19 protein-coding genes are annotated in these 24,687 nt (G+C 49.7%); 8 read left to right on the forward strand and 11 right to left on the reverse strand.

Annotated features, from left to right (window positions below):
- Positions 1-20: 20 nt before the first annotated feature.
- Positions 21-770: a YciK family oxidoreductase gene (locus BLP64_RS09180; RefSeq protein ID WP_092593790.1), complete on the reverse strand. Its 750-nt coding sequence runs from the start codon at positions 768-770 to the stop codon at positions 21-23.
- A gap of 256 nt (positions 771-1,026) precedes the next feature.
- Between BLP64_RS09180 and BLP64_RS09185 the strand changes: the two genes are divergently transcribed.
- Positions 1,027-3,489 (forward strand): VolA/Pla-1 family phospholipase, encoded by a 2,463-nt coding sequence (locus BLP64_RS09185; RefSeq protein ID WP_092593764.1) that lies wholly within the window; start codon positions 1,027-1,029, stop codon positions 3,487-3,489.
- Positions 3,490-3,553: 64 nt separating this feature from the next.
- A complete protein-coding gene (gene sohB / locus BLP64_RS09190) occupies positions 3,554-4,558 on the forward strand; it encodes a protease SohB (protein ID WP_233340143.1) in 1,005 nt (334 codons plus the stop codon).
- A 65-nt stretch (positions 4,559-4,623) separates the two neighbouring features.
- On the opposite strand, the gene BLP64_RS09195 is transcribed toward sohB, so the two are convergent.
- Both BLP64_RS09195 and BLP64_RS09200 read right to left on the reverse strand, forming a co-directional pair.
- Complete coding sequence (locus BLP64_RS09195) at positions 4,624-5,910, reverse strand: dicarboxylate/amino acid:cation symporter (RefSeq protein ID WP_092593765.1); 1,287 nt, start codon at positions 5,908-5,910, stop codon at positions 4,624-4,626.
- Between the two features lie 195 nt (positions 5,911-6,105).
- Positions 6,106-6,702: a Yip1 family protein gene (locus BLP64_RS09200; protein ID WP_092593766.1), complete on the reverse strand. Its 597-nt coding sequence runs from the start codon at positions 6,700-6,702 to the stop codon at positions 6,106-6,108.
- A 185-nt stretch (positions 6,703-6,887) separates the two neighbouring features.
- On the opposite strand from BLP64_RS09200, the gene miaE reads away from it, so the two are divergent.
- Positions 6,888-7,679, forward strand: coding sequence for a tRNA isopentenyl-2-thiomethyl-A-37 hydroxylase MiaE (gene miaE, locus BLP64_RS09205; RefSeq protein WP_092593767.1), 792 nt, complete (start codon positions 6,888-6,890; stop codon positions 7,677-7,679).
- Here miaE and lpxH read toward each other — a convergent pair.
- Complete coding sequence (lpxH, locus tag BLP64_RS09210; RefSeq protein ID WP_092593768.1) at positions 7,636-8,370, reverse strand: UDP-2,3-diacylglucosamine diphosphatase; 735 nt, start codon at positions 8,368-8,370, stop codon at positions 7,636-7,638. The two genes, miaE and lpxH, sit on opposite strands and share 44 nt — an antisense overlap.
- Before the next feature lie 3 nt (positions 8,371-8,373).
- The gene (locus BLP64_RS09215; RefSeq protein WP_092593769.1) at positions 8,374-8,871 is read right to left on the reverse strand and encodes a peptidylprolyl isomerase; all 498 of its coding nucleotides are present in this window, start codon (positions 8,869-8,871) and stop codon (positions 8,374-8,376) included.
- A 131-nt stretch (positions 8,872-9,002) separates the two neighbouring features.
- Between BLP64_RS09215 and cysS the strand changes: the two genes are divergently transcribed.
- Together cysS and BLP64_RS09225 are read left to right on the forward strand one after the other, a co-directional pair.
- Positions 9,003-10,379, forward strand: coding sequence for a cysteine--tRNA ligase (gene cysS / locus BLP64_RS09220; RefSeq protein WP_092593770.1), 1,377 nt, complete (start codon positions 9,003-9,005; stop codon positions 10,377-10,379).
- A gap of 33 nt (positions 10,380-10,412) precedes the next feature.
- Positions 10,413-11,945, forward strand: a complete 1,533-nt coding sequence (locus BLP64_RS09225; RefSeq protein WP_092593771.1) for a M17 family metallopeptidase — start codon at positions 10,413-10,415, stop codon at positions 11,943-11,945.
- A 55-nt stretch (positions 11,946-12,000) separates the two neighbouring features.
- On the opposite strand, the gene BLP64_RS09230 is transcribed toward BLP64_RS09225, so the two are convergent.
- From BLP64_RS09230 to BLP64_RS09240, 3 genes are all read right to left on the reverse strand, one after another.
- On the reverse strand, positions 12,001-12,396 hold the full coding sequence (locus BLP64_RS09230) for an acyl-CoA thioesterase (protein ID WP_092593772.1): 396 nt from the start codon (positions 12,394-12,396) through the stop codon (positions 12,001-12,003).
- A gap of 53 nt (positions 12,397-12,449) precedes the next feature.
- Positions 12,450-14,678 (reverse strand): S9 family peptidase, encoded by a 2,229-nt coding sequence (locus BLP64_RS09235; RefSeq protein WP_233340144.1) that lies wholly within the window; start codon positions 14,676-14,678, stop codon positions 12,450-12,452.
- 169 nt (positions 14,679-14,847) lie between these two features.
- On the reverse strand, positions 14,848-17,013 hold the full coding sequence (locus BLP64_RS09240; RefSeq protein ID WP_092593774.1) for a TonB-dependent receptor: 2,166 nt from the start codon (positions 17,011-17,013) through the stop codon (positions 14,848-14,850).
- A gap of 149 nt (positions 17,014-17,162) precedes the next feature.
- Between BLP64_RS09240 and BLP64_RS09245 the strand changes: the two genes are divergently transcribed.
- Positions 17,163-18,797, forward strand: coding sequence for a M28 family metallopeptidase (locus BLP64_RS09245; protein ID WP_092593792.1), 1,635 nt, complete (start codon positions 17,163-17,165; stop codon positions 18,795-18,797).
- A 61-nt stretch (positions 18,798-18,858) separates the two neighbouring features.
- On the opposite strand, the gene BLP64_RS09250 is transcribed toward BLP64_RS09245, so the two are convergent.
- The gene (locus BLP64_RS09250) at positions 18,859-21,237 is read right to left on the reverse strand and encodes a zinc-dependent metalloprotease (protein ID WP_092593775.1); all 2,379 of its coding nucleotides are present in this window, start codon (positions 21,235-21,237) and stop codon (positions 18,859-18,861) included.
- 49 nt (positions 21,238-21,286) lie between these two features.
- Between BLP64_RS09250 and BLP64_RS09255 the strand changes: the two genes are divergently transcribed.
- A complete protein-coding gene (locus BLP64_RS09255; RefSeq protein WP_092593776.1) occupies positions 21,287-21,763 on the forward strand; it encodes an HIT domain-containing protein in 477 nt (158 codons plus the stop codon).
- Here BLP64_RS09255 and fldB read toward each other — a convergent pair.
- Positions 21,729-22,271 carry a flavodoxin FldB gene (gene fldB / locus BLP64_RS09260; RefSeq protein ID WP_092593777.1) on the reverse strand — a complete coding sequence of 181 codons (543 nt, stop codon included), beginning with the start codon at positions 22,269-22,271 and terminating at the stop codon, positions 21,729-21,731. The genes BLP64_RS09255 and fldB overlap by 35 nt on opposite strands.
- Before the next feature lie 135 nt (positions 22,272-22,406).
- Here fldB and BLP64_RS09265 point away from each other — a divergent pair, with 135 nt between their 5' ends.
- Positions 22,407-22,706 carry a YfcL family protein gene (locus BLP64_RS09265; protein WP_092593778.1) on the forward strand — a complete coding sequence of 100 codons (300 nt, stop codon included), beginning with the start codon at positions 22,407-22,409 and terminating at the stop codon, positions 22,704-22,706.
- Here the strand turns inward: BLP64_RS09265 and mnmC are convergent.
- The gene (mnmC, locus tag BLP64_RS09270; RefSeq protein WP_176754963.1) at positions 22,639-24,561 is read right to left on the reverse strand and encodes a bifunctional tRNA (5-methylaminomethyl-2-thiouridine)(34)-methyltransferase MnmC2/FAD-dependent 5-carboxymethylaminomethyl-2-thiouridine(34) oxidoreductase MnmC1; all 1,923 of its coding nucleotides are present in this window, start codon (positions 24,559-24,561) and stop codon (positions 22,639-22,641) included. The genes BLP64_RS09265 and mnmC overlap by 68 nt on opposite strands.
- Positions 24,562-24,687: the final 126 nt, after the last annotated feature.

Genomic DNA, 24,687 nt, shown 5'->3' on the forward strand with positions numbered 1-24,687 from the left:
ATTTATCTCCTTACGGTGAATCACTGCGCATTGATGGATTGTTTGGTAACGCCAATACTGTCGTCTGCCATTAAATACACATAGGTTGGCATCAGATCCGCAGGTGTTTTTAAACGGTTTGGATCTTCAGCAGGATAAGCTTTCGAGCGCATGGTGGTGCGGGTTGCACCTGGGTTAATCACGTTGACCCGAATGGTTGAACCTTCATATTCATCTGCCATGACCTGGGCCAGACCTTCAATCGCAAACTTACTGACGGCATAAGGGCCCCAAAACGCGCGACCTTCTCGGCCGACACCCGAGGAGGTGAAAATCACACTGGCTTGTGGGGCTTTGCGCAGTGCTGGGAGCAATGCTTGGGTCATCATGAACTGAGCGGTGACGTTAATCTGCATAATGTCGTTCCAGGAGTCATGATCAATGTGTTCAAAAGGAGAGAGCACTCCTAGAATTCCCGCATTTTGTAGCAATCCATCGAGCTTGCCAAACTGCTCAATAATGGTGGCTGTCATGGCCTGATAATGAGATTTAGTTGCCCCTTTCATATCCAAGGGAATAATGGCCGGCTCGGGGCCACCTGCTGCCACGATTTCATCATAGACAGCTTCGAGTTTTTTGACGGTGCGTCCTAATAGAATCACCGTGGCACCGCAGGCTGCGTATGTCTTTGCTGTCTCACGACCAATGCCATCACCGGCACCGGTTACTAAAATCACTTTTCCTGCTAACAGGTTGGGTTTTATTTCAAACTGTTTTGGGTCAATCTGCATTGCGGTCATTTTTAGCCTACACTCTCTTAAATGCATGGGTGAATACAGCAAGTGTACTGTTTTTTGCTATGATTCTCAGTAACTGGGAACAAATTCATGCGAAATACTTTTAACTTAAGCGCAGACAGTGTATAAAATTTTGTTATCTAAAACATCTTGTCGTACCAGTATAAAAAGGCGATGATAGAAAAAATGAACAACAGCATCCTGCAGGTGTTCAAAATATAACAACACGAACAAGGATTGGGGAAGCCTCATGAAAAAACTATTGCTTGTAACTGCAATCGCTAGCGCGCTTGGCCTTGTGGGCTGTGGCAGCGGTGATGATGCACCTGAATCGGTTAAAGTCGAATATCAGGTATCTGCCACACGTGTGGCATTCGACCCTTCAAATGGTCAAGTACCTGTTCCGAGCAACATCTTGTTAAGTGGTAGTGTGGATGGCACGCTTAACCTCCCAGTTGCTGATCCGACCGATGGTGGGAACCCGCAAGTGGCGATTAACGGTTTGGATGGTTGGGGAACTCATTCAACGTTAACCTTTAACTTCACGTTACCAGTCGATGAAAATGGTAAAGCGGTTACAGTCACCTCGGCCTCATTGGAAGCACCGGGCTCCATTCGCTTGTTTGAAACCATTATGGGTGGTAGTGACGTCAGTGAAGGCTGTCTCAATGCTGCGAGCCCAGCGGTCACTTGTGCGGTTGCCGCAGAATTAACGCATGGTGAAGACTTCGTTGTGAAAGCAACCGGTCCGAATAGTGTGGCCGTGGTTCCACTAAAACCGTTTAAGCCAAAAACAGGCTATTTAGCGGTGTTAACGGACAATATCCGTGATTCGCTTAACCGCACTGTAAAACCGTCTCAAACCTATGGGTTAATGAAGCGTCCAGTGTCAACACACCCAGTGTCAGGCGATGCTTCAGCGTTAAGCTTACAAGGACTCATCAATAGCCATGAAGCAGCGCTCGCGGCTGCGGGAGTGGATCCTGAATCAGTGATTTACACTTCCAGTTTCACCACCCAATCAACGGCTGATACATTCCACATGGTGAAAAACATGTTGGCAATGCAGTTCTCAGCCAGCGCGCAAGCCGGCGTCCCTTCACCGTCACTGGGCGTGATGCCACTTGGCTATAGTGCGGCACAAGCGTTGGTACAAGCGGGCATGTTACCGAATGACCCGACCAACCCAGCGTTTGCGTTAGCCAGCACTGCTCAGGTTTATGGCGGCCAAGTGACCTTACCTTACTTCTCACCGTTACCGACCGAAGAAAATCCAACGGCTCCGTTAGAAGGACGTTGGATGGCGAAGTGTGACAGCGGTGTGGCAGTGTTAGGTGCCATTCAGGCAGGCGCGATTGATCCAATGAACACGCCTTCTATTAACCCAGCATGGTTAACGGGCGGTGCAGCGACTTTCGTTCCGGCGTGGGTTCAAGCATGTCTCCAGGCCTCAACTCCTGAAGCCATTGCGGCGATGGATTTCCCAGGCGTGGATGACGAACGTCATGTCACGAAATACAACCCAGTGCCAGCGGTGCAAGGCCAAGTGACGGTGAATGCGGTCATGACGGTACCAGACTTAGCAACCGTGAACGCGGTTCGCGCTATGCAAGGCATGGATCCAATCGCTGCGCCTGAAAATGGTTGGCCAGTGGCAATTTTCCAACACGGGATCACTGCCTATAAAGAGTCTGTCCTTGCGTTAGCGGGAATGATGGCACTGAATGGTGTGGCGACCGTCGCAATTGACCATCCACTGCATGGTGACCGTGGCTTTGGTGCGATTAACGCGACAGCAGGCAAAGGTCCAGCAACCGCTTATATGAACCTCGGCAGTTTGTTGACCACGCGTGATAACTTGCGTCAATCAGTGACCGACTTACTAGGTCTTCGCTTAGCATTAAATGCGACCAATGCGCCGATTGATGCCAGCCGTGTTTATTTTGCGGGCCACTCGTTAGGGGCGATTGCAGGAACTGCATTTACTGCGGTGGCAAACACGCCAATGGAAGGGCCATTAGCGCCTGCCAGCGCTTTGTTTACCGTGAATGGCAGTTCTTTCATGGCACCGGGCGCGAGCGTAGCAAACTTCTTGTTAGCGTCTGGCTCATTCGGTCCAGTCATCAAGAGTCAATTGTTATATAGCCAAAATCCACAATTTGCGGCGGCGGTGAATAGCGCTGCTGAAGCGCAAGGTGTTGGTCCAGCAGATCCTGCTTTCCAAGCGGTCATGAATGCGGTGTTTGATCAGTTTTGGGCTGGCTTAAGTGATGCTCAACAAGCATCGATTAATGCGGTATTTGAGCAATTCGCGTTTGCCGCACAAACCGTGATTGATTCTGCGGATCCAATTAACTATGCGAGCACTGTGTTAGCAACAGAAACGCCAATCCACTTAATTGAAGTGGTGGGTGATGGTGGAGCAAGCTTGCCTGACCAAGTGATTCCAAACGCGGTCCCGAACAAGCCATTGGCGGGTACGGAACCCTTGATTGCTGCCCTGAAGTTGGAAGCGATTTCGGCCACCTATGCGTCTTCGGATGGTACGCCAGTATCTGGTGCGGTTCGCTTTATTGCGGGTGACCACGCATCGATTGTGAGCCCAGCAGCATCGCCTGCGGCAACCCAAGAAATGCAAACTCAAACAGCATTCTGGTTCGCAACAGATAACACCGTGATTCCGGTGCAGAACCCGACCGTTGTGAAGCAATAATGCTGAGTGGTAGGTAACGATTTAAAAAGGCCGCTTCGTCGGCCTTTTTTTGTGGAGAAGTAAGATGATGGAATTAATTTACGAGCTGATCGCTTTTGTTCTTAAGGCTGGTGTTGTGGTGTTCGCCGTAATGCTTATTGTGGGCATTGTCGCGCAAGCCACGCAACGGCAGAAAGTTCGAAAAGGAGAGTTAATTGTCGAACGGTTGACGGATGAACTGCGGGATGGTGTCGAACGGTTGCGACTGGAGTTAATGGATAAAAAGCAACGTAAGCAAGTGGAAAAGTCACTGAAACAAAAGCAGAAACAAGAACAGAAAGAAAACACCAAAAAGCGGGTGTTTGTTATTGATTTTAAAGGCAGCGTCGATGCCAACGAAGTAGAATCATTGCGGCGGGAAGTGAGTGCGATTATTGCGGTGGCAAAGCCAGGCGATACGGTGTTTTTACGGTTGGAAAGCCCCGGTGGTGCGGTGGATGGTTATGGGTTGGCAGCTGCCCAGCTTGAACGGCTACGTGAGGCGAAATTAGAGTTGACAGTCAGTGTTGATAAAGTCGCAGCAAGTGGCGGGTATATGATGGCGGTGGTGGCAGATCACATTCAAGCGGCCCCCTTTGCGTTTGTCGGTTCGATAGGGGTAATAGCCCAATTACCGAACTTTCATCGTTGGTTGAAAAAGCACGATGTTGATTATGAGCAAGTAACCGCAGGGGAATACAAGCGAACCTTGTCTGTCTTTGGTGAAAATACTGATGAAGGACGGCGTAAGTTCAAACAAGAATTAGAAGGAATTCACCAGCAGTTCAAAGCGCATATTCAGCGTTATCGTCCTGATCTTGATTTAGATAAAGTTGCCACAGGAGAGTATTGGACGGCACAAGAAGCGATTGACTACGGCTTGGTCGACTCGATTAGTACGAGTGACGCATGGCTGATGGCACGACGGGATAGTCATGATATGTTTTTGGTGCGCTATGTTCAGAAGAAGAATTTAGGAGAGCGGGTGGGGCGTCAAGTGGTTGCAACATTGCAAACATTGACTAATTATATTCGCAAGCAACAGTCATAACTGTGTCATCAAAACTTGAGGTGGCAATGGCTATCTAACGCATTGCCACCGTGGGTGTCGGGATATTATTTATCGCGCACAGTTAAACGAATCGTTGGGTCATTATAGACATCTTCATCTAATTCCCCTTCACTTTTGGCGACTACGACAGAAACCATCGCATCACCCGTTACGTTAACTGCTGTACGCGTCATGTCGAGGAGTCGATCCACACCGAGGATCAGGCCAATCCCTTCAACGGGTAAACCGACTTGGCTGAGCACCATTGCCAACATAATCATGCCGACGCCAGGAACACCGGCAGTTCCTACGGATGCCAAGGTAGCGGTTAGAATGACCGTCAGGTAATCCACTAGTGTTAAGTCAATCAAATAGACTTGCGCAATAAAGACAGTCGCTACGCCTTGCATGATAGCAGTACCATCCATATTGATGGTGGCGCCTAACGGGACGGTGAATGAGCCGACGTTATTATGAACGCCTAACCGCTTCGTCACAGTTTCGAGGGTGACTGGCATGGTGGCATTCGAACTCGACGTACTAAAGGCAAATAAATGCACTTCTCGCAGCTTCTTTAAAAACATTAATGGATTCATACCACTTAAGGATTTTAACAAGATGGAGTAAACCACGATGCCGTGCAGTAATAAAACGGTCAATACCAGCAAGAAGTATTTGGCGAGCGTAAATATCGTGTCAAAGGAAGTTTCTGAAAATAGCTTTGCCATAAGGGCAAACACGCCGTAAGGGGCGATATTCATGAGCATAAGAACGAGCTTTAAGATAACCTCGTTAAAGTCCTCAAATAAGCTTTTGATACGAACACCGGCTTCTCCTACAAACGCCATTGCAATACCAAACAATACCGAGAACAGAATAACCTGCAACATGTTGGCGTTGGTGAATGCTGCAAAGGGGTTGGTTGGAACCAAACCAATCACAACTTCTGCGAGGGAAGGAGCGGTACCCGGTTGGTAGGTTTTATCAGTAGCGAGATCCAACCCAACCCCAGGTTCAAAAATAACTGCCATGAACACTGCGAAGGCGATGGCAAGAGCTGTTGTGAGCAAATATAAGCCGACGGTTTTACCCCCTAATCGACCTAGTTTAGCGGGGTCACTGAGTGAGCAAGTACCTAATACCAACGAGACAAATACCAAAGGAACAACGAGCATTTGCAACGAGGCGATGAAAATTTGGCCAATGACGTAGAAAAGCCCATCGCTCAAGTAAGTTTGGACGAACGAACTATCAGGGAAAGCAAACTGGAGCAGGATTCCCACAATGATCCCGGCAAGCATCCCAATGACAATGCGGGCGGTTAGGCTCAGTTTCTTTTTATTGTTAGACATAACAATTTCCTTGCGAATAAAGATTTACCACTTTTTTATTAAAACGCATAGGTGGTTCGTTAAAAGCGGGCTAAGCCTAGCAGATAAATTGTTTAAACAGTAGTCCCTGCGCGTTCGAACGTTTATTTGATGCCATGAAATAAGCCCAGCTAGAGAGCTGGGCTTATTGTCGCTTAGCGCTTGTTAAGTAGTCATTTACATGTATTCAGGACCGAGACCATTGGTCCAAATAATGGCACAGGTGACCATTAAGACAACCATCATAATGAGCCCAGCAGTGACCACTGATGAGGCATAAATGAAGCCCCGCTCTTCAGGAATGTGCATCACAATAGGAATACCTGCATATAAGAGGTAAACCGAGTAGGCAACGCCGACTAAAAAGACCATAGTGATAAACCACAATTCTGGGTACAATGCTGCGACACCTGATAAGATAACCGGTGTGGCAGTATAAGCAGCGAGTTCCAGTGACTGGGTGAAGGTGGGGTCGGCGCCGAAGGTTTTTGCCATCCAAAATACTAAGTAGGCGAGCGCAAAGGTGCTGACAATAATGGCGAGGTACATGGCGACAGCCATTATCAGAGCGCTATTTTCGGTGAGGAAGGTCACGTTACTATTCGCAACACTCCAACCGATGTGTACCGAGGCATAGTAAGCTGCAGCACATGGAACCAACGCAATCAAAAGAATGTGAGTGAGTGCAAAGCGAATGCTTTCATGGCGTTGATCGATTGCCTTCCATTCGTCAACGGGATGAGCGAAGAGCCCCCAAATGTGATTTAAAATCATAGTGAACCTCAACCTTTGTTGTTGTCTGTTTGGTACTGCTATCCCAGTTATAATCGCAGACGCTTGTCGTTGCGCCTTACCATCAATATTGGTTGGTTTTTCAACATAGTCAAGCAATAATGGAAATAATAACCGTAATGACTGAAAGGTTATTGGGTTTAACCAGAAATAGATAAGAGTGTAGCGTGAACGCATTATTACGACCGATTCGACAGTTCTTGCATTGTGAAACGCCATCTGCGTGGATTCATGCGGCGCGGCAGCCTGAAAACTTACCGTTGTTGCTCATTGATCACTTAATCTGTGAATTGAAAGCGGCCCAGTCAGCGATGCTATTGATTCGACGTTATGCCGTGGATGCCGAAAGTGGGGACGCTCTGTTGGCGTGGCTACAGCCATATGAAGACTTTGCTTATCGTAAACAAGGCGATTGGCGTGACTTGGCGAAGCATACCAAGTTGACTAAAACCATGTTACCTCAGCGTCACACGCCATACAGTCAAGAGTTGATTGATAATATGGTGCTCCTGATTAAAGAAGAGCTGCACCATTTTTATCAAGTGCTAGAAATTATGGACGAATTAGGGGTTTCTTATACCACTATTACCTCCAGCCGATACGCTCGCGGGCTGTTGCGGCAAGTGCGTACCTATGAACCGGCAACGCTCGTGGATAAATTGATTTGTGGGGCTTATATTGAGGCCCGTTCTTGTGAGCGTTTTGCTGCGTTAGCACCTTATATGGAGCCGCGTCTAGCCAAGTTCTATGAGAGCTTATTACGTTCGGAAGCGCGACATTTTGAAGATTATTTGCGTCTTGCTGAACAAGTTGCGGGGACTTGTATTCGTCCGCGAGTTCGTGAGTTCGGGTTGGTTGAAGCAAGCCTCATTTTAGCACCTGACACGGAGTTTCGGTTCCACAGCGGGCCGCTTCCTATTGTAGGGGCTCCACCAACAGCTCTCGAGATACCGGCGTAACTTTCAATAGACTGCCTTGAGTATACCAATCTCCCACCACAATCCGCTCTGCTACTTGCCCTTGAGGCAACGAATGCTGATGGATGGCAGGGCGATGCGTATGGCCGTGAATCATCTGGCGCACCTGATATTGCATAAAGGCATTCTGTACGGCTTGAGGGTTCGCATCCATAATTTTTAGCTGCTCCTCAGTGAGAGGCTGCTGGGTTTTACTGGTGGCTCGTAACCGCTGTGCAATGGACATGCGCGTTCGTAGCGGCAAGCAGAGCAAAAGGCGCTGCACGACAGGGTGGCGGATTACTTTTCGGAACCGTTGATAACTGACGTCATCGGTGCATAACGTATCGCCGTGCAAGAGTAAGGTCGGGGTGCCGTATAAATCAATGAGGGTCGGTTCGGTGAGAATCTGCACACCGGTTTGCTGAGCAAATCGTTTGCCGATTAAAAAATCACGATTCCCGGCCATGAAACAAACCGGGACACCGCTTTGGGTGAGCTGCCGCAGTGCTGCTTGCACTGCGGTCGCAAAATCACTGGTATCATCGTCGCCAATCCAGACGTCAAATAAATCCCCCAAGATATACAAAGCTTCAGCGTGACGGGCTTGGTGCTCTAAAAAATGCTGAAATAAAGCTGTGATATCAGGGCGAGCGGGACTTAAGTGGAGATCAGCAATGAACCAAGTGGCCATGCATTACTCAACCAGCGTGGCACTTTTAATGATGACGTCTTCCACTGGGACATCTTGATGGAAGCCTGCATGTGAGGTACGGACGTTCTCAATAGCAGTGACCACGTCCATGCCTTCTACCACTTCACCAAACACACAATAACCCCAACCGCCAACACTTTCATTGCGGAAATTCAGGAAATCATTATCGGCCACGTTAATAAAAAACTGTGCAGTGGCTGAGTGAGGATCTTGCGTGCGCGCCATCGCAATCGTGCCACGGTTATTGGCAAGACCGTTATTGGCTTCGTTGTCGATCGCGTCATGGGTTGGTTTTTGCACCATTTCAACGTCAAAGCCACCACCTTGAATCATGAAGCCACGAATCACGCGGTGAAATAGCGTGTCATTGTAGAAACCTTCGCGCACATAATTGACAAAGTTAGCGACCGTTTTCGGTGCTTTATCGGCGAATAGTTTCAGGGTGATATCGCCATGGTTTGTATGTAGGGTAACCTGCATTGCTTGACTCCATTATTTACAGATTAATTTTGAGCGGTAGTTTAGCATTGTTTGTTGCGAAGGCGTACCATGCGTTATCATATTGGCGAACAATTTCTAAAGGCCAAGTAGTCAGCTAGGAGCAACGGTGCATGTTGAAGATTTATAATACGTTAACCCGTCAAAAAGAAGAGTTTCGACCCATCACACCGGGAGTCGTTAAACTTTATGTGTGCGGGGTAACCATTTACGACTACTGCCATATTGGCCATGCCCGCACCTACGTCGCTTTTGATGTGGTGGTACGTTATCTCCGATCGCGTGGATACGACGTCACTTATGTGCGTAACATCACCGACGTGGATGACAAAATTATTCGTCGAGCAGCAGAGCGTCAGGTATCCATTGACGAAATTACCGAACATTTTACCCAAGCAATGCATGCCGATTTTGATGCATTGAATTTATTACGCCCTGATGTGGAGCCAACGGTGACTGGGCACATGGATGATATTATTGCCATGATTCAAAGTCTGATTGACTTGAAGCATGCCTATGTTGCGGGCAATGGTGATGTCCTCTTTGATGTCAGTACTTTCGCTGCTTACGGTCAGTTAAGCCGCCAAAACTTGAGTCAGTTGCAAGCTGGCGCGAGGGTGGATGTGGATGAATATAAACAAGACCCGTTAGATTTCGTCTTGTGGAAACAAGCCAAAGCTGGGGAGCCGAGCTGGCCATCACCTTGGGGAGATGGACGCCCTGGCTGGCACATTGAGTGTTCGGCCATGAATAAACGTCACTTGGGTGAAAATTTTGATATTCATGGGGGTGGCTCTGATTTGATTTTCCCTCACCATGAAAACGAAGTGGCGCAAAGCTGCTGTGCGAATCAAAGTCGTTATGTGAACTATTGGATGCATAGCGGCATGGTTCAAGTGGATGAAGAAAAGATGTCCAAATCATTGGGGAATTTTTTCACCATTCGCGAAGTGTTAGCAGAATATGACGCTGAAACCGTGCGTTACTTTTTAATGTCGAGCCACTATCGCTCACAATTGAACTATTCTAAAGAGAACTTAACGCAGGCGCGGGCGAGTTTGGAACGTTTGTACACAGCGCTACGTGATGTGCCTGAAACGCCGGTGCAAGCCGAGCTAACCGCTGCTTATGCGGATCGTTTTAACGCGGCGATGGATGATGATTTTAACGTTCCAGAAGCGTTGACGGTGCTATTTGACTTGGCGCGAGAGGTGAACCGAACGCACGCTAGCGCCCCAGAAAAAGCGATGGCTTATGCCGCTCAATTGCGTGAGTTAGGACAACTGCTAGGGCTATTAACCCAGCAGCCTCAAGCCTTCTTGCAAGGCGGTGACGCGGATGTTGAACGCATTGAAGCACTCATTCAGGAGCGTCAAGCAGCGCGCGCAGCGAAAGATTGGGCGCGTGCTGATGCAGCGCGTGACGCGTTAAAGGCAATGAATATTGAACTCGAAGACGGCGCTAACGGCACCACATGGCGGCGTATCTAAATCGTTTTATACGAATGAATCATAGAGGTATTTATGGCATTTCCTACGGTTAGAGTATTTGAAAGTTATGCGGCCACGGCCAGCGAAGCATTTGATGCAGTGATGCTGCTAGGTGATTTTAGCCGCCCTGTTCCAGACGACTTTAGTGAATTCGTTGCGCAAGCAAAACAGTTGGATCAACGGGTTGGCCAGCAAGCATTGTTAATTCCTGCGGATGTTGCAGGTGGGCGTTTGATTTTGGCGCCGACCGGCTCGTTATCGTGCGACTATGCTGATGTTCGTTTCATTAGTGATGCGGCAGGAACGGCAGCGCGTATTGCTCAGCAAGCTGGGGCAACCTCGGTACTCGTGGTGTTATTTGGCATTCCTAGTGAAGAACGATACAACCAAGCGGAAGCCGTTGCGTACTGGGGAATTTGCCAAGCCTTGTATGAGCCTTTAGAAGCTCGAGAGTTTCATGGCGAAGGCAAACTGGAAACCCTGACCACCGTTGGCATGATTGGTGCGCTTGACGAAGACTGGTTCCAAGCGGTTGAAGCAGGTAAGCGGGTGGCGCGTGATTTAGCCGGAACTGAGCCGGAGCGGATGGCACCGAAGCGTTTTGCTGAATATTGCCAACAGGCATTCGCGCATACGCCGGTGAAAGTGACGGTGATCGACGATTTACAGCAGTTACAGCATGAATACCCCCTGTTCATGGCCGTTGCACGGGCATCGGTTGGCGTTGAGCGCCATCATCCTTGTGTGGTGCGGTTGGAATACAAAGCGCCGGCAGCGGAACAAACGTTATTGCTGGCTGGTAAAGGGGTCGTGTATGACACCGGCGGTGCTGATGTCAAAACAGGCGGCCACATGGCGGGTATGAGCCGCGACAAAGGCGGTGCGGCAGGGGTGGCAGGCTTTGTGAAAACCGTTGCCGAAATGCGTCCAAAAACATTGAGTGTTGTGGCAGAGTTAGGCTTGGTACGTAATAGCATTGGTGCAGACGCGTTCGTGTCAGACGAAATCGTCACCGGCCATAGTGGTGTTCGGGTACGTATTGGCAATACCGATGCGGAAGGTCGATTAGTTCTTGCTGATTTGCTGTCACATTTACGCGTTGCGGCAAGTAATTATCCGCGTCCGCAGCTGTTTAGCGTGGCAACCTTAACAGGGCATGCGGCCTTAGCGAAAGGCCCTTATACGGCCCTTGTTCCTAACGGTCCTGCACGAGCGAACCTAGTAGCGGAACAGCTCTGGGAAGCGGGTGAGCAATACGGCGATCCAGCTGAAATTTCATGGTTACGTCGAGAAGACTTTGACATGGTGCGCCCACGCACAAAAGCGGACGATACCTTATCGAGTAATACAGGTCCTTCAGCAACAACCAAACGCGGTCATCAATTCCCGATGGCGTTTTTAATGATTGCAGCCGGGTTAGATAAACATGGGCAAGATAGTGAACAGCCGTTGCCTTATGTGCACGTTGATATTGCCGGAAGCGGTGTTGAAGGTGGCGATTGGCAGCACGGTAAGCCAACAGCCACGCCAGTGACCTGTTTTGCTGGACGTTATTTACAGCGTTAACAGCAACCATCACGCAAGAAAAAAGCCACGACTGTGGCTTTTTTCTTGTCTTCGATTAGGGCGCAACGATGGGTGTTGCATCCAATTGAGGTTTGGTTTTGCCGTGTGGTTGCGGGGTTCTGGTTTCAGGATCAATATGCACAAACACGATGTCATCAGCGACACAAATTGTTTGTTTGGTCTGCTTATTTCGCACCACACAGGTCACTGTGATGGAGGTGACCCCAACCGCTTTTACTTCGAGGCCAAACTCAACCACATCGCCTTGATATGCAGATGTTTCGAAGGCAATCGCGCCAATATGCTTGGTGACTAAGCTCTTGTGATCCAATTGACAGGCCGCAAAAATATAGGCTTCTTCGTCAATCCACTCAAGTATACGCCCCCCAAACAATGATCCTGCAAAGTTAAGGTCGTTTGGCATGACTAAGCGACGAGATAAAAAGCGCATCTAAAATCCTCTTGATAGGTGGTGATGCGCTTAGTATAGCCTAGTTCAATTGTTTACCGTAAGTGGCGGTTGAAGAAGTCAGCGATGAGTTTATAGCGATGGATATTCGCCGCATGCCCATAGATACCATGGGCTTCACCGGGATAAGCCATCATTTCAAACGGCTTCATCGATTGCTGCAATCGATGTGCTAACTGTGCCGTATGGGTAAATAATACGTTGTCATCAGCCATGCCATGGTACACCAGCAGCGGTCGCTGTAATTGCTCCGCGTAGGTCAAGACGTTGGCCTGCCGATAGCCAATCACATTGTCTTGTGGGGTGCCCATGTAACGTTCGGTGTAGTGGGTGTCATATAAAGCCCAATCAGTGACTGGCGCGCCAGCCACGGCAGCATGGAACAACTCCGGTGCGCGCATGATCAGATGCAGCGCCATATACCCGCCATAGCTGTGGCCAAAGACACCGATTTTATTCGCGTTCACATAAGGTTGCTGGGCTAACCATTGAGCCCCGAGCTTTTGATCGGCCACTTCTACCGTGCCCATTTGACGGTAGATCGCATTTTCAAACTGCCGTCCACGATGGCCACTGCCGCGGTTATCCAGTTTAAATACGACATAGCCTTGTTGCACGAGATACTGCGTGAAATAGTCGCCCCAACTGTTGGTGACTCGTTGAGCACGAGGCCCGCCATATACCATGACAATGGCGGGGTAACGTTGGTTATCTGCCAATGGAGAAGGCTTATGAACTTGGTAATGCAGGGTTTGCCCATCTTCTGCTTTGAGCTGCCCAAACTCTGGATAACTCCAATTCGCGATGTAAGGGTGCAGTGGATGCTGCGCATCAATTCGATTTTCATGAATCCAGGTAATGCGTTCTCCCGTCGGGCCATGCAGGCTGACTTGAGGAGGCTGGCGCGAGCTGGAAAAATAATCGATATAACTGCGACCATCGTCAGCAAACACAATGGTGTGCATTCCCGCTTGACTGCTGAGTTGGCTCGGTTGTCCAGGGGCACTGGTATTTAAACTAGCACGGTATAAATGTCGTTCTAACGGTGATTGGCGCCGCCCGGTAAAATAAATAACGCCGGTGATTTCATCCACATAATTGAGCTTGTCAACCATCCAATCGCCGGAGGTAAGTTGGCGAATCAGGCTGCCATCAGTACGATAGAGATACAAGTGTTTATAGCCGCTACGCTCAGATGACCAAATAAAATGGCGGCTATCATTCATGAAGTGCAAGTCATCATGAAGATTAACCCAAGTCGCACTGGTTTCTTCAATGAGGACGCGTGGTGCATCCTGCGACAGTGGGAACTGCCACAGCGTTAATTTATTTTGTTGACGGTTTTGCCATTGATAACTAATGCTTTGACTATCTGGCAGCCATGTTACTCGAGCAAGGTAGCCGGGCTCATGGCGTTGTTCTAATTGGAGCCAGGTGATAGCGGCAAGATGGGGAGAGTTGTTATCGCTCTCTTCTTCCGGCTCCTGCATGATCTCGGCAAGACTGAACCAGCCCAAATCAAGGGCAACATTCGAGCTTCCCGCGGCGGGGTAATGTTGCGCAACCAGTTCGGAGTGATCGCCATAAACATCAACTCGGCGCTGAATGGGAACGGGGCTCAGGTCAATGCGGGTTAAGGCAATGGCCGCTTCGTCTGGGCTCCACCAGTACCCCGTCATTCGCTTCATTTCTTCTTGGGCGACAAATTCAGCGGTCGCATATTGCTCCGTGGCGCTTTGACGATGGGTGACTTGATAGGTAATGCCCGTTCGCAACGCGATAAGATAGAGATTGTAATCATGGACGAAACTGACGAAGTTCCCTTGCGGAGAAAAACGAGCATCAGTGGCTGAAACGGAATCAGCCGTTAATTGACGTACTTGGCTATGAGCGATGTCATAAAGATACAAAGTGCCCCGCACCGGAAAGAGTAGCGCATCGCCCGTAGGCGACCAATAGTAATCCACAATTCCGCTTGACCGAATCCGCTGCCGCTCACGACGAGCTTTCTCTTCGGCAGATAATGGTTGGTTGGGATCAGTCAAACTGGCGGCCGCGACAATGAGCGTGTGGGTATTTTGCCGAACGTCATACAGCCATAAGTCTTGGATGTTGGGGGCATCAGCCGAGCCTTTCAAATAGCTGATTTGATGCCCACCAGGTGCAAATTTAATTTGTTGTGGCGCCGCAGTGGTGAGTGACGGCGCTGAAAAAATACGTTCAATGGTTAACGCGCTCGGGCTTTGTTGCGCGCTCGCCGTCATTGACACGACTAAAACCCACGCGGTAGCCAGCGCAACCAGCTTGGTCACAGTATGTAAAAGACGGAAACAACCCATATTGACTTGGCCTTGTGTATGACAAAAACACTCATAGTTTACCAAAGCTCAAGTCAATACTTGAGTGGCTGCGACAAAGCGCAAGCAGCGTGCGCTAGAATTCGCCTCTTATACCAATACTCAGATTGCGGCCGCGCATTGGGGCATATTCCTTTAAAAACGAATTATGGACCAAGCCTAATTCATCGGTCAGGTTTTCAGCTTTGAGATACACACTGAGATTGTGGTTGGCCAATTGGGTTGGGAACCAGTTTACCTGAGCATTCAATAGCCCAAAACTATCGGTAACACTTTCACCATGGCTAATACGGTTTTGTTTGTTATACCAAATGTAGCTTAAGGTCGTTTCCCAGGTGGCTGCTTGATACCGAAGGTCGCTACCAAACCGTTGGGCTGGAATGCGTGGTAAGTTTTCGCCGCCATCTCGTGTTTTAGCACGAACATAGTCACTAAAAAGAGCGACTGTCCAATGTTCTGATAATTCATAAGAAGTGTTTAATTCATAACCGTACAACTCGACATCGCGTTGGGTGTAAGCAATGACGGGTAAGCCCTCATGGAAGGCATGGTCGTGGTCATGCTCATGATCGTGGTCGTGGTCGTGGTGGTGTTCATGGTGCAGCTCGAGGTGGTTGATCGAGGTGTAAGCGCCATATACGAAGTCATCGATACGGTTGTAGAAAAACGTCCAATCGAAATGAAAGCGTTGCTGATTTAAATGAATTCCTAAATCGATGTTATTCGCTTTCTCAACCCGTCCTGCGCGATCGACTTGATGTAGATGGTAGTGATGGTCACTAACAGCCTCCAACTCATAGCCTAATCCTAGTTCGTAGGTGCGGGTAGCCAAATGAGCTCCATTTGAGTACAGCTCGGCCGCTGTTGGTGCACGTTGTGCATGCGCGATATTGGCAGATAGCACCCAGGCATCGTTCATGGAATACGTGACACCAAACGAAGCTGAAACTGGAGTGAAGGAACGCTCATTCACTTGCACGTCCTCAACCCGGGCGCCTAGCTGCCAGTTCAGTTGCTGGTGTTCCTTCTCTAATAACCAAAAGGCTGCGTGTTTACGAGTGGTCGAGTCCGGCGTATAGGCTTCTGCCCCGGCTGCCGTTTGTTCCTGATCAAAAAAATGGTAACCAAGGGCTCCGGTCCAACCTTGCCAGGCCTCATGAGTCGCAGTTAAGCGCAATTCATGCTGACGATTACCAAAGGTTGTGCCAGCAACGCCGTGCTCAATTTCTTGGTGTTGATAATCGGTAAAGCCATAGCGTAGCTCGACTTGTTTGAATGCAGCTGAAGGATTATTCCAACCACCATGGACTTGCACTCGGTTTTGCCATAAATCAGCGTAGGGGCCCTCGGCATGAGTTGCTTCATGGGCGTGATCATGAGCATGATCGTGGTCGTGGTCGTGGTCGTGGTGGGAGTGGCCTGGAATTCCATATTGCTGCTCCATGCGACCATAGGAAACCCCCAAGTAACCACTCTCAAATAAGTAGCTGACACCCACGTTAGCACCTTGTGCATCAATGAAGCTATTTTCTACCGAGCTAACAGACTCACCTTCTTCGTTGATAAAGGTGGGGGCGTCATAGTCGCCACTGTGGCGCGTGAAGGCGTCGAAGTGCCACACGCTCTGTCCATGGTCAGCGGTGACTCCTGCGGTCATTTCTCGGCGGTTGCTGGCGGTATCACCCCCGAGTCCATAAAAGCCCCGCACGCCTCCGACAAAATCTTTGGCAATGCGATTATCGACGACGTTGACGACCCCACCAATGGCGCCTGAGCCATAGAGTAGTGTTGCTGGCCCTCGAAATACTTCAATTTGTTCAGCGACGGATGTTTCGGTAGTGACGGCATGATCCGGCGAGCCTCTCGAAACATCGCCGCTATCGAGACCATTTTGGGTGATTTTAACGCGTGGACCATCCAATCCACGGATAATTGGGCTACTGGCCACTCCGGCAAAATGGGTGGCATTGACGCCGGGCATTTTTGCCAAGGTTTCTCCTAGGGTATGGGCATGCTGTTCTTGTAACTCATCACCGGCCAGAATCGAGATGGGTTGCGCTGACTCTAACGGCGTCCGATTCATCGGAGACGCAGTGACAGTAATCACTTCGGTATTCGCATGTTCATGGGTGGATGAGGAAACTTCTTGTAATTCATGAGCTATTAACGACGAACTTGCGGTGAAACCGACAAAACTTGTTACGAATAGCGCTAGCGGTGTTTTACGAAACTGCGATACCATACTTGAGAATCTCCGTTGGACCAAAGTGTAATGTTATAATATAACAATAACGAAAGCGTGAGCAGCACGCAAGGTTTTTTTTGCTCATTTTCATGGGGGCTGAACGGGGACATTTCCACCTTTTAAATTTTGATAACTGGATGTTAAAAATGCGACTTATTTATTCGATCAGTGCTCTTATGTTGGCACTCGGGATTGCTGCGTGTACGGATGACGTACCGGCTGCGCAACAGCGACAGATGGGGGCTGATCCGGTAGCCTTACAGGCACACCTTGAGTTTTTAGCGAGCGATGAGCTCGAAGGACGTGATACCGGCAGCCGAGGGCATGAAATTGCGGCACAGTATGTGGCGACAGAATTCAAGCGGTTAGGGCTCGAGCCTGGTGGTGATGAAAACACTTACTATCAGCGGATTCAATTCCGTCGTAGCTATCTGATCGAAAATAGTGTGGCGATGACCGTGACGAACGGCACTGAAACCATTGAGATGCAATATCCAAAGCAGTTCATTACCGGCCCGAGTGCTTATAGTGAACAGGATGATATTGAAGCACCCTTAGTGTTCGTTGGTTATGGATTGGTTTCGGATGTGTTTGGCATCGACGACTACCAAGGGTTGGATGTGACCGACAAAATCGTCGTCATGTTGACAGGCCGTCCTGAACATTTACCCAGTGAAGAGGGCGCCCACCTGAATAGCAGTAAAACTCGCTTTGCTGCAGAACGTGGGGCGGTGGGGATTATTACCTTACATACGCCAGCGCGTGAAAAAGTACGCCCATTTGAAGTCAACGCAATGTATCAACGTGCACCAAGTGTCCGTTGGTTGCACCCCAATGGCGAGCCTAATGTTGCATTTAAAAACTTAGCAGCATCTGCTTATATTCATCATGAGGCAGCTCAGCATCTGTTTGCTAACGCCCCGGTAACGCTGGACGAGATATTTGCGCAAATGGAACAAGGGGAATCGCCTCGTGGTTTTGAGCTGGGAGTGAATGCTCGCTTACAGCGTGCCTCTAAGCATGAGCAAATGAGCAGCCCCAACGTTGCGGCGGTGCTGCCGGGCAGTGATCCGCAATTGGCCAATGAATATATCGTGTATACCGCACATTTAGACCACATTGGTGTGACCAAAGATTTAAGCCAGGACGACCATATCAATAACGGTGCCATTGATAATGCGTCAGGGGTTGCGGTGATGCTTGAAACGGCACGTTTATTTGCACAAGCGGATGAGCGGCCGAAACGTTCGATCATGTTCTTGGCGGTCACCGCAGAAGAGCGTGGCTTACTGGGTGCTGACTATTTTACGCATCATCCTACGGTACCGATTGAACAAATCGCTGCGAACGTCAACCTCGATATGCCAGTATTGCTATATGACTTTGCGGATGTGATCGCATTTGGTTCGACGCACTCAACACTGGGTGAATCGGTAGCCAAAGCAGCAGGCAAGTTTGGCATTGCGTTAAGTGATGACCCGATGCCAGAACAAGCGATTTTTACCCGCTCTGACCACTATCCTTTTGTGAAGAAAGGGGTTCCAGCTGTTTTCTTGATGACTGGATTTACCTCAAAAACGGAAGGGGAAGATGGCGGGGAAGTTTGGGCTCAGTTTTTTGCGGAGCATTATCACCGTCCGAGTGATCAATCAGACTTGCCGATTCGTTATGATGCGGGTGTGATTTTCACCGATATTAACTACGCCATTGGCCAAGAAATTGCGAATCAACCGGAACGGCCACATTGGCTTCCTGATAGTTTCTTTGCAACGCAGAATTAATCGTCATTATCGCGAACTAAAAAAAGAGGCCAAATGGCCTCTTTTTATTTTTGGTACGGAGTTAAATTGGGGAGCCTGGCGGTAATGCTGGCGCTGGAGTTAACGGCCAAGATTTGCCAGCCAACCATTGCTCGAGAGCATAAACAGCAAAGTCACGATGCGCAGACGCTGGGCTATTTTGCCATTGCTGCCGTTGTTGTTGTAAAAATTGAAACAACGGTGCTTTCACTGTGGCACTCAAGGTATCGTTTTGATAGGTACGAACCATGGCATCCAGTGCTTCAAAGCCAAGCCGTTGCTGTAATGAAGTGGCATTTGCAGCTTGGGCTGGGGTGATGGCAGCCGCGGCAATTTCGGTCAACACCAGACTGACATTAGGAATAGTCTGATCACGGCTGTGTTGCTGCTGCAAGCGTTCTAAGCGTTGTGGATGAAGCATGAGATCTAATACGAAACGAGCAGCGCTGGCAGCCATGGTATCGGGATCGGCTGTGAGTCCCGTTAACCCAGTAAAACGCTCCCGATCGTAGGCGTTTTCACCGTAGGCGGGGGGCGCCAGCAAATCGATCACTGGGGTTGGAACCGCAAGAACCTCAGCAGATAAGGTACGACTCAATTGTTTGAGTGCCCGCAATTGCTGGGTGGCATTTACGGGGCGAATATCAATCGATTGCTCACCTTTGACAGCATAGTCATAGTGGACCCCCGAAAGCATTTTGACCGCAGCTTCAGCTTGATAGCGGTGCAATAAGTACATGGGGACAAACACTTGATGAAGCTCGCTCAATGGGCGACCGTCGGCGAGGTTGCCTAACCCAAATTGAGCCAGCGCTGTTTGCCGCACAGCAAGGATTCGCTCTAATTCAGTTACGGCATCACTGCCGTTATCCCATAAATGGGCATCCGGGTGGGCGCCACCTGTGGCACGTGCATCTCGGTCCGAAATAAAGCTGAGTCCAAGGCGACGGTTTTGCGCTAGCACGGTGGCTGGGTCAGCCTTGCCATAACCGTACGCAATGACTTGGAGATCCCACACGCCAAGCCCCTCGGTGTAGGCATCGGTCAGGGTTAAACGATCGGTCTCGGTGTCGATGCTGATCAACGGGTGAGGGTAGTCCATGACGGAAGCACGATCATCAGCGCTGGCCGCAAAGTTGTGGGCAATTCCTAAGGTGTGCCCAATTTCATGGGCGGACAGTTGCCGAATACGCGCTAACGCCATTTCTTCGACCTGCTGTTTGAGCGCTTGCTGGGCGGCCGGGTCATCGCTGGCATAAGGTGCCAACAGCCCCTGCGCAATCAACATATCTTGCCGTACGCGTAGGGAGCCCAAGGTCACGTGGCCTTTGATAATTTCACCAGTGCGCGGATCAATAATGGAAGCACCGTATGACCATCCACGCGTCGCGCGGTGCACCCACTGAATGATGTTATAGCGAACATCCATGGGGTCTGCATCGGCGGGCAGCTCACGAACCTGGAAGGCGTTGGGCATATCAATGGCTGCAAATGCCTCTGCCCACCAGCGCGCGCCGTCAAGTAACGCAGAGCGGATTGGCTCGGGGACGCCAGGGTCTAAATAGTAAACAATGGGTTCTTCGTGACTAACACGATGGCGCGGAATATATTGGACCGCCATCGGCTCCCCCAATGGGGCCGCATAGTCTTGGTGAGTTTCTGTCCAGAAGCCACTTTGCGGATGGAATTCTCTCGGTTGGTATTGATTGTCGGGTAACCGAATAAATGAATGATGTAAGTGTAAGGTAATGTGATTTGGGTCGGCAGCAACACTACGAACATATTGTCCTTTCCCTTCGCCACTAAAAGTCACTTTTGCTTCCAGCTCGGTGTTGTCTACAAAGGCTTTGCTGCGCGCAGGATATACCACGGATTTTTCGGGGCTAAGCTGATACTGACCTTGTTGGCTATCACGTAAACGACGCACCACCCCATGGGTATCACTTAATAAAAAGGGCGTGTAATCAATCAATACTGAGTGGGCATCTTCGGCCACAGTTTTGAAGCCTGCAATCACCGAGTCGGCGAAGGCTTCATTGACGCTGGCTTGTTCCGCTGGATTGTTAGTATTGGCGCGGTAATAGGTATTGTGCTCCAGCAACAATACCTTGTTCCCTTCAATAAGGAAGCTCGCCAAACGAGTCGGGCCCAACTGCCCTCGGTCCAGCCCAATATCGTTGGAGCCTAACCCCCAAGGTAAGCTGGTTTGAAAAATAAATGCTTGTTGCTCACGGGGCACTTGCAGGTAGAACTTTCCTTGCGCCGTATCGTGGTAGAAGGTGAAAAAGCCTTCATGCGCGCGCATATCAGCGGTAAACTGCTGAATAGCGCTCACTTGTTCTGTTGACTGTGGTACCGCCAAAGCAGGTTGACCAAGGCCAAGTATTAATCCGAAAACCGTTAATAAAACGATGCGTAACATGGTGTTGACTCACTATATTAATCGCTAACTCAATAAGGATTTTTTGTTTATGACAATCACACAACGTTATAACAAACTTGCTGTGCAAAGTAACGCAGGGAATGAACTGAACGCGGTTGAATGCCTTAATTTCACGCTAGATTCGCGACTCGAGCAGGATACCTTCTGGTTGGCCAGTTGGCCACTTTGTGAGGTGTTGCGCTTTAACGACAGCCGTTATGATTGGCTGATGCTGGTGCCACGCATTGCTGATTGCACCGAAATCACCCAACTGAGCGCACCGCAATATCAGCAATTAACCCTTGAGATTCAGCAATTAGCATTGCTGTTACAAAGCTATGGGCAAGGGCATAAATTGAATGTGGGGGCGTTAGGGAATGTAGTGAGCCAACTGCACGTGCACGTGGTGTTACGTGCTACCGATGATCCTGCGTGGCCGGGGCCGGTGTGGGGGCATTCAGCGGCAATCCAGTTTACCGCCGAGACCCAAGTTACAGAGTTACAACGTTGGCAAGCTCATCTTTAAGTTGCGCGCACCATTGTTGAATACGTTCTTCGCTGAATTGATATTGGCTATCTTCATCGAGGGCAAGCCCGACAAAAAACTCGCCATCGGAGGTCAATGCTTTCGAAGCGGCGAAGTCGTAGCCCTGATTGGGCCACAAGCCAATTCGAATGCACCCTTGGGTGCCTGCATGGCTGGCTAATTCATCGTGCAGCATGCCCAAGGCATCTTGGAACCAGTCGGTATAGCCAACCTGATCACCCATGCCGAATAAGGCAACAATTTTGCCATTGAGCTGCAACGTCGCAATGTCATCCCAATGGCTTTCCCAATCTTCTTGAATCTCGCCAAAATCCCATGTCGAAAGCCCAAAAATAATGACGTCAAATTCCTCTGCCTGCTGCAGGGGAACTTCTTTAATATTAAATAACTCGACCTCTCCGGGAGCAAATTGAGCTTGTATTTTTTCCGCGGCAATTTCGGTAAAACAAGTGGTTGAGCCGTAAAATAAACCAATACGTAACGCCATCATACTTCGCCTAAAAGGGTTTCATTTCGTTGCTGTTATGGCGTCATAGTGTACCAGAAAAAGTTATCCGTATGGTATGCTATGGGCGAAGGAATGGGTTTTATAACACCCCAGCGGGGGAACTGAGGAATAACGATGGCAGCAGTGGGTAATCAGGGCTTATTTCAGGGGTATGTGAGTGATTTAGAACAGGTCTTTGACGATTTGGTCGCGACCGGTACCGATGACGAATTGTTTGCTAGTGGCTATTTACGGGGCCACTTTGATCTCGTTGTGGCCCAATTAGAGTTACAAGAACAAGCTCAGACTGAGGCAATTTTACCGGCGGTACATCAGTCGGTGGAACAAGCGAAGCATGAGCTTTCTCCTACAGATATGGCGCACATTCAAGCGTTGCTTCACCGTCTTGCAGACGTTCCGGTGCCAACCGCTTAACCAGCTCAGCACTCAGCGGTAAGGGTTCACCCAGCCATTGACTGACCAGTAACTCTGCACATAGCGGAGCGCTGGTGAACCCCCGTGAGCTGAGTCCTCCGATAATTCCCAATGATGCGGATAACCAACCGGCCATCGGTAAGTGATCGCGGGTGGTATGCCGCAGTGCGGCACGATCTGCCACAGGCACTAAATTGTGCGTCCAAGGCTGTTGCACATCGCTCTGTAGCTGGGCTAAGTTTGTTGCAGTATCTTCGGGTGCCAGCTCGCGATAATGCTGGGGATCAAACTGCCGTTGGTAGGTTGCCCCCACACAGTGGCAGGCAGTCTCGGAGTCGAGTACAGGCGTAAAATATCCTTTGTAGCAGACCACCACCGGACATTCTTGGCTGGTGCTATTGGCAGCAACTTGAGTGACTTGGCCGCGAACCGCTTCAGTTGCAATATGCCATTGCTGTAATAAGGGGAGCAGGCCAGCACCAGCGGCAAGAATGAGGGTATGGGCGTGGAATTCCTCGCCGTGTTCGCTGGTTAATCGCCACCCGCCATCTGTGGTGGGAGTGACTGCTTGGATACTGACGCCTTGTTGTACCGTTAAGCGTTCACCACATTGGGTCAGCAGATGATGGACCAATTGCGGCGGCGCGACCCAGCCTGAACTGGGATACCACAACGACGGTACGGCCGGTAACTCGGCCCAAATTTGTTGGGTCTGATCCGCCTCGAGTGAAGTCACCATGGTGGGGGCATAGACCCCATGTTCAGCCAACTTCTGTTGCCGTTGTAAACGTTTTGCTTGAGTGGCTAACTGTACCATTCCACAACCATGCCAATAGGGTTTACCTATCCCTTGATAAAATTGACGGGCATGATCAAATGCACTCAAGTGAAAGCGGCTGAGTGGACTTAACTCTACTTGCAACAACGGATACACAGCACCTTGGGCGTTGCCTGAGGCACCATCGGCAATTCCTTCGCTCAGCAAGTGAACCTGATAGCCTCGCTGGGTGAGCGACCAAGCCACACAAGCGGCAGCAATTCCGCCACCAACAATGGTGACAGGAACACCAGGGTCGGGCCGAGCTGCTGGCGTCACCGAAGGCGTTGCGGTAGGTAACATGCCGTGCAGCATTTCTCGTTTGTGACCGAAGCCTTTGCTTTTTTTGACCTCAAAGCCTGCTGCCTGCAACCCTCGTCGTACGGAACCCGCAGCTGTGAAGGTGGCAAAAGTTCCTTGCTCGCGACAGCTGGCCGCCATGGCTTGATACAAACTGTCTTGCCACATTTGAGGATTTTTATCAGGAGCGAAGCCATCCAGAAACCAAGCATCAACGGTTTGCTGTGCGTAGGGCAACCAATGCGGTAACTGCTCATGGAGATCACCGAACCATAAATCCAAGGTCACGCGATGGTGGTGAAACTGGATACGGTGACAACCGGCGTGAGGCGCGGGATAGGCTTCTAGCAGCGCTTGGCAGTATTGGCTTAGGTGAGGAAACGCCGCCATCGCTTGGGCGATATCAGTGGGTGCCATTGGATATTTTTCAAAGGACACGTAATGCAAGCGTTGGGATGCAGGTGCCGTTCGTTCGAACAAATCCCAGCAGGCTAAAAAGTTTAGGCCTGTGCCAAAGCCAGTTTCAGCAATTGTAAATGGTGTATTGCGGGGTGTTTGCCAGCGTTCAGGGAGCCCATTATGTTGCAAAAACACATAGTTGGTTTCCGCTAACCCATTTTCATTGTTAAAATAAATGTCATCAAATTGGTCGGCGATAGGAATGCCAAGTGCGTTGAACGTGACGTTCGCGTGCTGAATGGGAGCATACTTGACTGAATTTGGCTTGTTTTGACTCACTGTAATCCCCACGGAAGACAAGAAAACCTTGATGGACACCTGTTAGTGTATCAAGAATGCGTTAGAATGCGTGGAAAGCAGACCACTTTTCTTGCCAATTAGGCTACCATACAGCAGCGCTCAGCA

Source organism: Pseudidiomarina indica (assembly GCF_900104245.1).
GTDB lineage: Bacteria > Pseudomonadota > Gammaproteobacteria > Enterobacterales > Alteromonadaceae > Pseudidiomarina > Pseudidiomarina indica.